10 protein-coding genes are annotated in these 13789 nt (G+C 61.9%); 6 read left to right on the top strand and 4 right to left on the bottom strand.

Features of this window, described 5'->3' with window-relative positions:
* Position 1: 1 nt before the first annotated feature.
* The gene (locus tag INF32_RS00680) at positions 2–2971 is read right to left on the bottom strand and encodes a glycoside hydrolase family 2 protein (RefSeq protein ID WP_226386492.1); all 2970 of its coding nucleotides are present in this window, start codon (positions 2969–2971) and stop codon (positions 2–4) included.
* Positions 2972–3278: 307 nt separating this feature from the next.
* Here INF32_RS00680 and INF32_RS00675 point away from each other — a divergent pair, with 307 nt between their 5' ends.
* Positions 3279–4373, top strand: coding sequence for an alkaline phosphatase (locus INF32_RS00675; RefSeq protein ID WP_226386491.1), 1095 nt, complete (start codon positions 3279–3281; stop codon positions 4371–4373).
* Between the two features lie 64 nt (positions 4374–4437).
* Here INF32_RS00675 and INF32_RS00670 read toward each other — a convergent pair whose 3' ends face one another.
* Both INF32_RS00670 and INF32_RS00665 read right to left on the bottom strand, forming a co-directional pair.
* Positions 4438–4785 (bottom strand): DUF805 domain-containing protein, encoded by a 348-nt coding sequence (locus INF32_RS00670; protein WP_226386490.1) that lies wholly within the window; start codon positions 4783–4785, stop codon positions 4438–4440.
* Positions 4786–4941: 156 nt separating this feature from the next.
* Entirely contained in the window at positions 4942–6303 is a 1362-nt protein-coding gene (locus tag INF32_RS00665) for an FAD-dependent oxidoreductase (protein WP_226386489.1), read from the bottom strand.
* 230 nt (positions 6304–6533) lie between these two features.
* Between INF32_RS00665 and INF32_RS00660 the strand changes: the two genes are divergently transcribed.
* From INF32_RS00660 to INF32_RS00650, 3 genes are read left to right on the top strand one after another with little or no spacing between them, the layout of a single operon-like run.
* Complete coding sequence (locus INF32_RS00660; protein WP_226386488.1) at positions 6534–6851, top strand: DMT family transporter; 318 nt, start codon at positions 6534–6536, stop codon at positions 6849–6851.
* 9 nt (positions 6852–6860) lie between these two features.
* Positions 6861–7949 carry an A/G-specific adenine glycosylase gene (gene mutY / locus INF32_RS00655; RefSeq protein WP_226386487.1) on the top strand — a complete coding sequence of 363 codons (1089 nt, stop codon included), beginning with the start codon at positions 6861–6863 and terminating at the stop codon, positions 7947–7949.
* A 57-nt stretch (positions 7950–8006) separates the two neighbouring features.
* Positions 8007–8726 (top strand): pirin family protein, encoded by a 720-nt coding sequence (locus INF32_RS00650; RefSeq protein WP_226386486.1) that lies wholly within the window; start codon positions 8007–8009, stop codon positions 8724–8726.
* 79 nt (positions 8727–8805) lie between these two features.
* On the opposite strand, the gene INF32_RS00645 is transcribed toward INF32_RS00650, so the two are convergent.
* Positions 8806–10137 (bottom strand): MATE family efflux transporter, encoded by a 1332-nt coding sequence (locus INF32_RS00645; RefSeq protein ID WP_226388073.1) that lies wholly within the window; start codon positions 10135–10137, stop codon positions 8806–8808.
* Between the two features lie 141 nt (positions 10138–10278).
* Between INF32_RS00645 and INF32_RS00640 the strand changes: the two genes are divergently transcribed.
* Positions 10279–11418: an aldose epimerase family protein gene (locus tag INF32_RS00640; RefSeq protein ID WP_226386485.1), complete on the top strand. Its 1140-nt coding sequence runs from the start codon at positions 10279–10281 to the stop codon at positions 11416–11418.
* A 138-nt stretch (positions 11419–11556) separates the two neighbouring features.
* Positions 11557–13779 carry a heavy metal translocating P-type ATPase gene (locus INF32_RS00635; protein WP_226386484.1) on the top strand — a complete coding sequence of 741 codons (2223 nt, stop codon included), beginning with the start codon at positions 11557–11559 and terminating at the stop codon, positions 13777–13779.
* Positions 13780–13789 lie beyond the last annotated feature (10 nt).

Below are 13789 nucleotides of genomic sequence, written 5' to 3'. Positions count from 1 at the left end.
TCTATTTTTTCAGCAATTCGGCCAGCATGTTCAGCGTCATCTGCACGGCGGCCTCGTCGTAGCGGATACCGTTCGCTTCCGGTTCGCCGAACCCTTCGGCCAGACGCCCGGCAGTCAGCAGTTGGGAGAGGATCATCCGCCCTTTTCCCTCGCCGAAATCCACCAGTATAACGGGTGTCCGGGTCAGATTCTTGCCCGCATTGACCAGTACGGTGAAATTCTTGGCCATGCCGCCGGCCGACGCCTGATACTCCCCGCACAGATCGGTCACCCTAATCTTGGCCTTCGGGTCGATCGTCATGGCCAGCGCCGGGGCATCTTCCACCAGGAAGGCCACCCGTTCGCGCAGCTTGCTCTCGGACATCTTGTCGGAAGCGGAATCCGAATATTCGTAGAAACCGGCCAGTTCGTAGGCATAGTACCCCTTCTCGCCCCGTATGCGTTCGGGATCGGCGCCCCGGCTGCGCCACTGTTCGAGCAGCGCATCCCGGTTCATCCCGTGTACCTGCATGTCGGCGGCCGGGACGATCAGCCCCCCCTTCAGCCCGTTCCACAGCCACGTATAGGAGTGCGGCATGCCGTTCCACAGGACATCGCTCTTGGCATCGGGCTGGATATGGCTTTCGGGCTCGGCCGTCTCGGTGAAGGTCAGCGAAAAGCCGTCGAACAGTTCATAACGCGTCACGCGGGGATCGGCCACTTTGGTCGCCCCCTGCAAATCGCCCAGATTGTCGCCTTTTATGTTATAGGCGGGCCCCAGGTAACGTTCACCCGCATCGAGCAGCAGCACCGAAACGCCGCTGTCGATCGCACTCCGGATCGCATTCCGGAGCTCTCCGTCGCCGGCGGCGATCTTCTCCCAGCTCGTCCGCGAAAGCATCATCGCATCGGGCCTGGTCCCCGCCCGCTCCGACACGGCGTTCAGCCCCTTCGCTTCGGCCAGAGCCCGAAGCTCCTTCTCCCCGTCGGGAATCATCACGGTCGCCCTGCGCACCGCCTCCGGAACGACAGCCTCCAGCACCCGGACATCCCAGTCCGAAACCACCGGATATTTCACTTCGGGCGTCGGATTGAGCAGTTCGGTACGCAGCAGATAGCCGCCCCGCTTCGCCGGCATCTTCACCCGGACATCCGCCACCACTTTCGACCAGGGAGACACCCAGCGGGATATCTCCCGACGGAAATAACACTTGCCGAAAGCGTCCGTCACCGTCACCACGGCCTTCATGCCGGCATCCGCTCCCGTATCGTTGAAGAAATGGAGCGGCACCGTCACGGTCTGTTCCGGCACGAAATCGCGGTCCCATATATCCATGCTCACGGCCCGCGGCGACCAGAGCACCGTCAGTGCATTCCACACCGGCTTGGGTCTCTCTTCCCTAAGACGGCCCATGAACCACGTATTGCCGTCCTCCCAGCTGCTGGCGATCGTGAAAGGCGCCACACCCGCCGCGCCGAGCCTGCGCCAGTATTCGGCGATCTTGCCGTTGGAAAGCTCCTGCAAACGGAGCCGTTCCTCTTTCGTGTGGCCGCGCCCCAGAAACCGCAGGAAAGTCTCCTTGAGTGTGGTATAACCACCCGGATTGCCGTTCCCGTCGAGGTAGTTTCCGCCGAACTCGTCCACCATGATCGCCTTGCGGAACTGGTCGGCACTGTCGTAGTGCAAGCCGATATCCTCGAACAGGCTCCACCAGTATTTGTGCAGATGCAGCACGTCGCGGTCCTCCATCACCATCGGGGGATACTCCTTCACGATCTTGTCGAGCGCTTTCCAGGCCGTCTCCAGCTCCTCCTTGTTCGTCTCGTTGTAGGGGTGGTAGAGGGCGACCGAAGGGTGTCCCGCCGCATGGTCGAACCACTTGGGATACTGCTCCATCAGACTCTCGTAGCTGGCCGGCATGCCGTGGAAGAAATTCCATTCGTACTGCACCAGCAACCCGTAGCGGTCGCACAGGTCGAGCAGTCTCTCGGGCGGAACGCCCAGATGGAACCGGAGCAGATTGGCCCCGTGCTCCTTGAGGCGCAGCACGACGTTGTCGCGGAACCACGTGGTATCGAACCCCACGTCGCGGCCCTCCGCATCGCGCACCCAGCGGTGCCACACCACCGTGCCGCCCCGCACCTTGCAGGGCTTGCCGTTCAGGTAAAACTGCTTGTCCTTCGCGGAAAAGACCTTGATGCCCAGATTCCGGCGCAGCACGTCGATCGTCTTCGTTCCCCTCCGGAGCGTCAGCTCCATCGTGTAGAGGTTCGGCTCGTCGGGCGTCCACTCTTTCAGGATGCCGCCGTAGGAGAAGGTTATTTCATTGCTTCCCGCGGCCGCCTTCCCGTCGGCGGAGAGCATCTCCCGCCCCGCCCGGTCATACACGGCCAGGTGCAGGGCATTGGCCCGCGTCCCTTCCACGTCATATTTCACACGGACCGTCTTCCGGTCAAGGTCGAACCACGGAACGGCCCGGGTCACGCGGGCCCCCGCATCGAAATGGAGCACCACGTCGTCCCACAGACAGGAAGAACGGTTGCTCCGCCACTGGTCCACCTTCGGAATGAAAGAGGCGTCTTCGGCCGGCACGGCACTCAGCGGCGCCAGAGCCACTTCGAGCGTCACGGTGGCGCCCGGCTTCACGGTCCTGTATTTCAAAGGGTGCACCGACGCGATCATACCCCCGTTCTGACTCGACACCAACTGTCCGTCCACATAGACCTCGGGACGGAATCTGGCCCCCTTGAGTTCGAGCACGGCATTTCTCCACTCGCCCTCCGGGAGGGTCACCCGCCTCCGGTACCACAGTTTCTTGTCACTCGTCTTGGCCGGATCGAGCACGATGCCCGGCACCCGGGTCGTATCGGAATATTCGCGCGCCAGCCCGTATTCCCAGGTTCCGTTGAGCGACAGGCTCCGGTCTCCCTCCTGCGCCAGCCCTTCACCTACACTTACGGCAAGCACACACAACAATAGGAATTTTCTCATATCTGAATTTCAGGGTTAGGTTCTCTATTTTTCCAGGGTCGGGGAAAGATGCGCTCCCCCATGTTGCAAATTTAATATATGTCGGGGAAACGGAAACATCCCACCGGGAAAAATCGTCCGCTTACACGGTTTTTCCGGAAAATTTTCAACCTTTTTCCATCATCCGGACCCCAACCGGCACAAGGGGAACAGGAAAAGAGAGGGCGAAATCTTCACACAAACTTCAACCGCACCGGATACTTTTTCCTGTTTTTTTGAATACTTTTGACAGGACAAACGAAAAAATATCACGAAAACCTCCAAAACCATGCGCAATCTGACCATCCGTACCATGCTGCTGTTCCTGCTGCTGGTCTTTTTCCAGAGCGGGGCATCGGCGCAGGAGCCCCCCGTCAAAAACATCATCTTCATGATCGGCGACGGCATGGGCCTCACCCAGACCTATTCCGCCATGCTGCGGGCGGAACGTCCGCTCGCCTTCGAACGGGCCCAATACATCGGCCTGTCGAAGACCTATTCGGCCAACAACCGAGTGACCGACTCGGCCGCCTCGGGCACCGCCATGGCCACCGGACACAAGACCTACAACGGAGCCATCGGTGTGGACACGGACAAGAAGCCCGTGGAAAACATCGCGGAGCGCGCCCGTAAAAAAGGTCTCGCAACGGGCATCGTCGTGACCAAAGACATCACCGACGCCACGCCTGCCGCCTTCATGTCCCACCAGCCGAGCCGCAAGATGGCCGAAGAGATCGCCTCCGACATCGCCTCGAGCGGGGTGGACCTGTTCATCGGCGGGGGACGCAACCGGTTCGAGCAGCGCAAGGACGGCATCGACCTGACCGACCGGCTGCGCAAACAGGGATACGAAATCGCCTACACGCTCGACGAAGTGAAAAACGTGAATTCGGGCAAACTGGCCGGCCTGCTGGCGCCGGGCCACATGAAAAAGATGACCGAAGGCCGTGGCGACTACCTGCCCGAAGCGACGGCCCAGGCCCTGTCGATTCTGAAAAACAACAGCCCGAAGGGCTTCTTCCTCATGGTGGAAGGCTCCCAGATCGACTCCGGAGGCCACGCGAACGATGCGGAGGTGGTCATCTCCGAAACGCTCGATTTCGACAAGGCGATCGCCGTGGCATTCGATTTCGCAGACCGCAACCCGGGCACGCTGGTGGTGGTGACGGCCGACCATGAAACGGGCGGACTGACCATCCCCTCCAACAAAAGCGACTTCACACTGGGAGAATCGGGCATACAGCACCTGTTCAGCACGAAGGGCCACACCGGCGTAATGGTTCCGGTTTACGCCTACGGCGCCGGAGCCCGCAACTTCAGCACCATCATGGAAAACACCGACCTGCCGAAAAAGATGGCCGCCCTGCTGGGCCTTCCGCAGTAGGGAAGCGGAGACGAAAAAACAGCCGGAGATTTTTCTCCGGCTGTTTTTTTGTCTCCGCGAGGGACTATCTCTCGGCAGGCATCGGACCGTACTGGTTGTCACCTTCCTGGCTCGGTTTGCAGAGCAGGATGATGAGCCATATCCAGCCGATCAGCGGAATGAGACCGATCAAAATCCACGGCCACGGCTTTCCCGTATCCTGCAGGCGGCGCACCCCGGCGGCCAGCGACGGCAGCAGCAGCGCCAGGCCATAAAGAGGATAGATGAAACCCAGATGCGGGATCAGCGAAACGATCTGAGCCACGATGGCGAAAATCACATAGAACAGCACGAACATCCAATAACCCTTGATACCCAGGCGGCCCGAAAAATTCACATAGTTGTTTTTTACCGCGTCGAGAAAATAGTTCATAACACCTTGTTTATTTTTAAACACCTACTCTATAATGCGGTTTTCGGCATCCCCGCCCTTTCGAATACGAAATTAACAAAATATATCCACATTCGGCGTATTCCGCCGCAAAAATCCGTCCCGCAGGACATCCGCACGAAACAAACGGAATGCCGATCAGGGCACAATACCGCCGTATTCGCGGATCAGCGCCCGAATATCCTCCACGGGAACCTCACCGGGAGTCGCCCCCTGCCGGCAGGCCAGCACGGCAGCCGCTCCCGCCGCCTGCCCCATCCCCATGCAGGACGCCTGTACCCGCAGCGCCGAATTGGCCAGCCGGTCGCTGCTCACGCAGCGTCCCGCCACGACCAGGTCCCGGCTGCCCGCAGGAATCAGCGCCCGCAGGGGAACGGTCGGCACCACCCCCTCTTCCAGGTGACGGGGTTTCACCCCGTGGGCATCGTGCAGGTCGATCGGATAATAGGAATAGCATACGGCATCGTCGAAACGGCGTCCTTCGGCGTAATCCTCGCAGGTGATGCAGTAGCAGCCGTCGATCCGGTAGGTTTCGCGCACGGCCGTCTCCGGCTGCATGCTTTCGATCCGCGCCTTCTCGCATCCGGGCAGCGTCCGCAGGAAACGCAGTATCCGCAATACGGAAGCCTTTCCGGCGATATTGGCGGCCGTGTGGGCCTCGGACGTGGATGAGTCGGCGCCCAGCACGTGCGACGAGGCCAGTCCGTTCCGCTTGTCGAGCAACAGGCGGATATCGCTGTACACGTCGCCCCGCTCCAGCGTCCCGTCGGCCACGGCCGCCCGGTAGCGGGCCCCCAGCAGATCGTAATCGAGCTTTTCGGGATCGTAACCGCAGAAACGGAAGAGAATCGACCCCGGCTGGGTCTCCTCCTCCCGCAGGCGGGCGAACCCGGCCAATGCCGTCACCGCCGCATCGCCCGTACAGTCCACCAGCTGCCGGCAGCGGATTTCGTACTCCTCTCCCTTGCCGAACGTCCTCACCGTCCAGCCGCCGGAGCTCTTCTCCACCGACACCGGCCACTCGTAGTAACGCAGCCCGATACCGGCCGCCAGGCACTTCTCCTCGGCCAGTGCCGCATACAGGAAGGGATTGAAGGCCACCTGGTGCAGCCAATGGCTTTTGCCGTAGGGAACCGAGAAATCGGGCAGCGTGTCGTCGTTCATGGCCACAGTCTCGCACACGAGATTCCAGCCGATACCGCCGATGATCTGTTTCCCGTTCACATGGAAAAGACCGGGGAAAGCGACCCCGCCCGTAGTCATCGTACCGCCCAGCTGACTGCCGCCCTCGACGAGCACCGTGCGGCACCCTCCGTAGGCCGCCTGCAGCGCGGCGACCACTCCGGCCGTTCCTCCGCCCACCACCAGAATATCGGTTTCAATGCTTCTTTTCGCCTTTCGCCGTGGTTTCCCCGTTCCGGAAGAAAGACAGCCAGGCATCGCGGCGCACAGCGAAAGGGCCGCCGCCGTCTTCAACATCGTTCGTCTGTCCATTTTCATCTTCGAGTCAGTTTTTTCAAGGGTTTTAGGGTTACATGTCTTTCCCGCACCGGCGGAAGACCGGGTCCCGGACCGGCCGCATACCCCACAGGACACCGGCCGGTCCGCCCGGGTAACAAAATTACCGTTTTTCCGGAGAGAAACAACCGGGCCGGCGGAGAAAACGCACGACTTCGCCATTTCCCCCGGTTTTACTATCTTTGCCTCCGGATCATTCACAATTACCTGTCATGGGTTGGATATACCTCATATTGGGCGGCCTTTTCGAGATCGGATGGCCCCTGGGATTCAAACTGGCCGGCACCGCCTCCCGCGGACACCTGGCGTTCATCGCCCTGTCGGTCGTGTCGATGGCCCTGAGCGGGCTGTTCCTCTACCTGGCCCAGCGCTCCATCCCGATCGGCACGGCCTATGCCGTCTGGACGGGAATCGGAGCCGTCGGGACCCTCTTCATCGGTATCTTCGCTTTCGGCGATCCGGCCGGCTTCTGGCGTCTGTTCTCCGCGTTCCTCATCGTCGCCGGCATCGTCGGCCTCAAACTGGCCTGACCCGCGCCCATGTCCGTCTGCCCCGACACCGCCGCCTCCTTACGGGAGATCAGCGCCACGCTGGTCGAGTGGTACGGCCGCAACCGCAGGGAACTCCCCTGGCGAGAGACCCGCGACCCATACCGCATCTGGATATCCGAGGTGATTCTCCAGCAGACCCGCGTGGCACAGGGGCTCGGCTATTACCTGCGCTTCACCGGCCGTTTTCCCGATCCCGCCGCGCTGGCCGCCGCCCCCGAAGACGAGGTGCTCCGGTTATGGCAGGGGCTCGGCTATTACAGCCGGGCCCGGAACCTGCACGCCGCCGCCCGGCGGATCGTCCGGGAACACGGGGGCCGGTTTCCACACACCTACCCGGAAGTGCGGGCCCTGCCGGGCGTAGGCGACTATACGGCGGCGGCGATCTGCTCCATCGCATTCGGACTGCCCCACGCCACGGTGGACGGCAACGTCTACCGGGTGCTCTCCCGGCTCTTCGACCTGGCGCTTCCCGTCGACGAGGGCCGCGGCAGGCGTGCTTTCGCCTCGCTGGCCGCCGAACTGCTCGATCCCCGGCAGCCGGGAATGCACAACCAGGCCCTCATGGAGTTCGGCGCCCTGCACTGTGTTCCCTCCTCTCCGGAGTGCATCGCCTGTCCCCTCGCCGGCCGCTGTCTGGCTCTGGCCGCGGGAACGGTCGGGGAACGCCCCGTCAAACGCGCCAAAAGCACCCCTATCCCGCGCTATTTCAACTATCTTCACATCCTCTGGAGAGGCCGCACGCTCCTCTCCCGCCGCGGGGCCGGCGACATCTGGAACGGTCTCTACGAATTTCCCCTGATCGAAACCGGTTCCCCCGCCGGATGGGACGAGGTGATCCGCACGCCCCGGTTCGGGGAGTGGTTCCCCGGCCGGGAGGAGTTCCGCCTGCTGGGTGCGACACGGATGCCCCCGCATCAGCTCTCGCACCGCACGATCCACGCCTGCGTATGGCGGCTGGAGATTCCAGGAAAGGAGCTGCCCGCTCCGCTCCGCGCCTTCGTTCTCACCGAGGGACCCGGTCCCGGCGAACGGGCGGTGCCCCGGCTGCTCGACCGTTATTTCGAAACCCTCGGATAAGGAGAAGCGATTCCGGCAGGCAATTTGCCGGTACTCCGTAAAAAACGGAATCACACGATGGAAACAATCCTGCACAAAGCCGCCACGCGCGGCCACTTCGACCACGGCTGGCTGCAAACCTACCACACGTTCAGCTTCGCCAACTACTACGATCCCGCCCGGGTCAATTTCGGGGCGCTGCGCGTACTGAACGACGACGTGGTGGCTCCCGGCACGGGATTCGGCATGCACCCCCACCGCGACATGGAGATCGTCACGGTCCCCCTGCACGGCACGCTGGAACACGAGGACAGCATGGGACACGCCTCGGCCATCCGCCCGGGCGAGATACAGGTGATGACGGCCGGTACGGGCATCCATCACAGCGAATACGCCGAAAAGGGAGACACGCCCGCCGAACTGCTCCAGATATGGGTCATTCCCGACCGACGGAACCTTTCGCCGCGGTACGAGAATGCCGCCGTCGCCGGCCTTGTGCGCCGCGGGGAGATATGCACCGTCGTCTCGCCCTATCCCGGCGACGGACATGGACTGTGGATTCACCAGCAGGCATGGTTCTCGCTGGCCGAGATGGACCGGGACACCCGAACGGTCTATACGATGAAATCGGGAGACAGCTACGGGGTCTATGCCTTCCTGATCGAAGGAGAGGCGAACATAGCGGGCACCGATCTCTCGCACCGCGACGGGCTCGGGATCAGCGGAACGGATTCGTTCGAAATCTACGCCGTCGGCGACGCCCGCATCCTGCTGATCGAAGTTCCGGAAGTGGAATAGGATACGCCGGAAGAAACGGGGCCGCTCTCCACAGGTTCCAGCCTCGGCCCGCAGAGGAATCCGGGAAAGGGAACCGCTCCTATATGCGCTTGGTGCGCCAGCGCCCCCGTTTCAGATAGAGCCAGCACAGGGAAAGCATCACCACGGCATAGACATGCTCGGTGGTCCAGCAGACGGCCACGTCGGCCCGCAGACAGAGAATGACCCACACCACATAGGCCGCATAGACGGCCAGCGCGACCAGTTCCATGCCCAGCGCCGAACGGGTATTGCCCGTGCCGGAAACGGCATTGAACAGGATGAAGCAGGGAACGCTCACCAGATAGGAAGAAGCCATCACCAGCAATGCCGGCACGGAAGCCCCGATCAGAGGTCCGCTGTCCGTATAGAGCCGCAGGACGGTCTGCGGGAAAAGCATGATGAGCAGCATGATCGGCAGCACGAGCATATAGCACATGCGAATGGTACACGCACAAGTCCCGGGGACGTACCGCGCCTGCCCGGCCCCCATCAGGTTGCTCACCAGCGAACTGGTGGTCGATGCGAAGGCGTTGACCACGATGAACATCAGCGACGAAATGCTGCGCACCATGTTGGTGACGGCCAGCGGCCGTTCGCCCAGGTGCTCCACGGCCAGGAAAAAGAGGAACCACGTACTGATGGAGACGAACGACTGGATCATCGTCCAGACCGACACTCCCAGCACGTGCCGCAGCAGGCCGGGTTCGAAGCGTCCGCGCAGCGAAAACCCGTACTTGGCCCGATCGACCTTCGTGCGGACGTAGATCACGAAAAAGATCACCGACACGGCTTCGGCCACCGACGAGGCGATGGCCGCCCCGGCGATCCCCAGCTCCGGGAATCCGCACTTTCCGAAAATCAGCACGTAGTTGAGCACCACGTTCGAAAGCACCATGACGATCGAGTTGACCGTCAACACCCGGGTCCGGGTGATCCCCACGAAAAAGGCCCGGAACATGACCGCCGCGAACGAGAAGAAAAAGCCGTAGACCCGCCACTCCATATACTTTTCAGTGGCCGCATAAACAGCGTCCGACTGAATGAACAGCCGCAGAAGATAAGGCGTGGCCCACTGCGAAACGGAAAAGAGCACCGCCGCCAGCGCCAGCAGGAAAACGGTCCCCTGCCGGAAAATGGAGCCGATCTCGGCATAGCGCCGCTCGCCGTTGCGCCGTCCGATCAGAATCTGCACCCCCACGCTGAACCCGAACGCCAGCATGAAAATCGCCAGGTAGTACACCCCGGCCAGCGCCGAGGCACCCAGTTCCACCTCCCCCACGTGTCCCAGGAACACGGTGTCGGTCAGGTTGATCATGTTCTCCATGAGCAAACTGAGCAGAATGGGATAGGCGATCTGCCATATCTGCCTGTAACTGAATTTCATAGTAATGTTTACATTTATCGGATTCACCCGCTGTCCCGGGAAAAGGGTTGCAAAGGTAGCATTTTTTCCGTTAGGAACAATATCCGATTGTTTTTACACGAAAATATGCGTACTTTTGGGCGGACAACCCTAAAACCAACAGACAAAATGAAGCGTATCCTGCCGGCCGCCGCGATCCTCTGTGCGGCCCTCGCCGTCTCCTGTGCGGGAAACAGAGAGGCGGAAATCTCCGAATCCGGGCTCGACCGGGCCAAATTCCGCACCGTGGTGGACGGCAAGCCCACCGACCTCTATATCCTCAAAAACGCCGCCGGCATGGAGGTGTGCCTGAGCAACTACGGAGCCCGCATCGTCTCGGTGTGGGTGCCCGACCGCAAGGGCGACATGAAGGACGTGGTGCTCGGCTTCGATTCGATCGGGGCCTATCTGGCCGCCCGCAACAACATGGGTGCCTCGATCGGCCGCTACGCAGGCCGTATCGCCCACGGGAAGGCCGTCATCGACGGGAAGGAGTACGAATTCCCGGTCAACAACAACGGACACAGCATGCACTCCGGACCGGACGGCTTCCATACGCGCGTCTTCGACGCCGTGCAGAAAAGCCCTTCGCAGGTGGCCTTCAGCTACCGTGCGGCAGACGGCGAGTGCGGCTATCCCGGCAATTTCGACGTGACGGTGACCTACACCCTTACCGATGACAACGCGGTGGACATCCTCTACGAGGGAACGACGGACAAGACCACGATCGTCAACATGACCAACCACTCCTTCTTCAACCTGGACGGCGACCCGAACCGCCTCAACACGGAATATGTGGTGTGGATCGACGCCGACCGTTTCGCCCCGATCGACAGCACCTGCCTCACCACGGGCGAGCTGGTTCCGGTGGAGGGCACCCCGATGGACTTCCGCACGCCGGCCGCCATCGGAGCACGGATGGGCGAGGAGAACGACCAGCTGCGTTACGGCGGCGGTTACGACCAGACCTGGGCCCTGAACGCCCCGGGCGATGCCGGCCGGCCCTGCGCCTCGATGTACTCGCCCCACAGCGGTATCCGGCTCGATGTCTATACCACCGAACCGGCCCTGCAATTCTATGCCGGAGGCTCCCTCAACGGCACGGTGACGGGCAAAAAGGGGATCGTCTACAACCGCTACTGCGCCGCTTGTCTCGAATCGCAGAAATTCCCCGACAGCGCCAACAAGCCGCAGTGGCCCTCCTCCGTGCTCCGGCCCGGGGAGACGTTCACCAGCCGGTGCATCTACAAATTCTCCGTGGAGGAGTGATCCGGACCCGTTCCGGCATTGTTTTCAGGCGGCATTCCGAAAGAATGCCGCTTTTTGCTTTTCAATTTCATCCGGAATTGTGTACCTTTAGGTACTGTTTATGCAGTAAGACCTGTCGGTGAAAAGAGATTAAATACTATGGGACAACAAATTACGAAGAATTATCCCGTTCTGGATATGAGTTGCGCCGTCTGCGCCATGAACGTGGAGAACCTCGTGCGGGAACTTCCGGGCGTAACGTCCGCTTCGGTAAATTTCGCGGCCGGAACGCTCCAGGTCACGTTCGATCCCGACCGGATCACCCCCGCGAAGATGCGCGAAGCCGTGCAGGCCATCGGCTACGATCTGATCGTCGAGACGGACGACCCCGTGCGCCGGCAGGAAGAGGCCCAGCGGCAACACTACCTCGCCCTGAAACGCTCCACGCTGGGGGCATGGCTCTTTTCGCTGCCCGTACTGGTGCTCGCCATGTTTTTCATGGACATTCCGGGCGGCACCTGGATCATGCTCGCGCTGTCGCTGCCGGTGGTCTTCGTCTTCGGACGGACATTCTACGTGAACGGATGGCGGCAGGCCCTGCACGGAAGCGCCAACATGGACACGCTGGTGGCGCTGAGCACGGCGATCGCCTTTCTGTTCAGCCTTTTCAACACGCTGTTTCCCCAATTCTGGTACCTTCGCGGGCTGGAACCCCACGTCTACTACGAAGCCGCCTGCGTCATCATCGCCTTCGTCCTGCTGGGCAAGCTGATGGAGGAGCGGGCCAAAGGCAACACCTCCACGGCCATCCGCAAATTGATGGGCCTGCAGCCGCCCACGGCCCGCGTCGTCCGGGACGGACAGGAGACGGAACTGCCGATCGCCGCGCTGCGTCCCGGCGACATCGTGAGCGTGCGCCCGGGCGAAAAAATTCCCGTGGACGGCATCCTGCGCGAAGGGAGTTCGTTCGTGGACGAAAGCATGATCAGCGGCGAACCGATGCCCGTGGGCAAGAAACCGGGAGCGAGCGTGCTGGCCGGCACGATCAACCAGCGCGGATCGTTCACCATGGAGGCGGTCAAAGTGGGCGCCGACACGGTGCTGGCCCGCATCATCGCCCTGGTGCAGCAGGCTCAGGGCAGCAAGGCCCCCGTGCAGCGGATCGCCGACCGGATCGCCTCGGTGTTCGTCCCCTCGGTGCTGGCGATCGCCCTGCTCACCCTCGTGCTGTGGCTGGCGATCGGGGGCTGGGAGGACATCTCCTACGCCGTGCTCTCGGCCGTCTCGGTGCTGGTGATCGCCTGCCCCTGCGCATTGGGGCTGGCCACGCCGACCGCCCTTATGGTAGGCATCGGCAAGGGAGCCGAACACCAGATACTCATCAAGGACGCCGCCGCCCTCGAACAGCTCTGTAACGTCACGGCCGTAGTACTCGACAAGACGGGAACGCTCACCGAAGGACACCCCTCGGTCACGCGGTGGATATGGCTCGAAGAGGACCCCGAACGGATCGCCCGCTACCGCGACCTGGTCTATACGGCCGAACTCAAATCGGAACACCCGCTGGGCGGGGCCGTCGCGGAGTATCTGCTCGAAAACGGAGCCACGAACGCCGGCATCCGCTCTTTCGAGAGCGTCACGGGACAGGGAATCGTCTTCGAACACGAGGGCCTGCGCTACTGGATCGGCAGCAACCGGATGCTGGAGACCTACGGCGTAACCCCTTCGCCCGAGACCTCGACCCACATCGAACGGTTCCAGATGCAGGGAGCAAGCACCGTCTTCTTCGGGACGGGCGACCGGCTGATCGCCCTGGGAGCCGTGAGCGACCGGGTGAAGCCCACCTCCTTCGAGGCCGTGGCCGCCCTGCGCAAGCTCCGCATCGAGGTGCACATGCTCACCGGCGACAACAAGTACGCCGCCGCATGGATCGCGGGCGAGGTGGGGATTGACCACTACCAGGCCGAAGTGCTCCCCTCGGACAAGGAGGAGTACATCCGCCGTCTGCAACAGGAGGGCAAGGTGGTAGCGATGGTCGGCGACGGCATCAACGACTCGCAGGCGCTGGCCCGGGCCGACGTGAGCGTGGCGATGGGAAAAGGTACGGATATTGCAATGGAAGTGGCGATGGTCACGCTGATGAACTCCGACCTCGTGCTGCTGCCCAAGGCCTACACGCTCTCGAAAAGCACGGTACGGCTAATCCGCCAGAACCTCTTCTGGGCCTTCATCTACAACGTGATCGGGATTCCCGTAGCGGCCGGCGTGCTCTTTCCCCTGTGGGGCGTGCTGCTCAACCCGATGCTCGCCAGCGCGGCGATGGCCTTCAGCTCCGTCTCCGTGGTGATGAACAGCCTGCGGCTCAAATGGAAAAAATTCTAAACAGAAAAAC

The sequence above is a fragment of the Gallalistipes aquisgranensis genome (assembly GCF_014982715.1).
Classification (GTDB): Bacteria; Bacteroidota; Bacteroidia; order Bacteroidales; family Rikenellaceae; genus Gallalistipes; species Gallalistipes aquisgranensis.
This window is presented reverse-complemented; position numbering and strand designations above follow the sequence as displayed.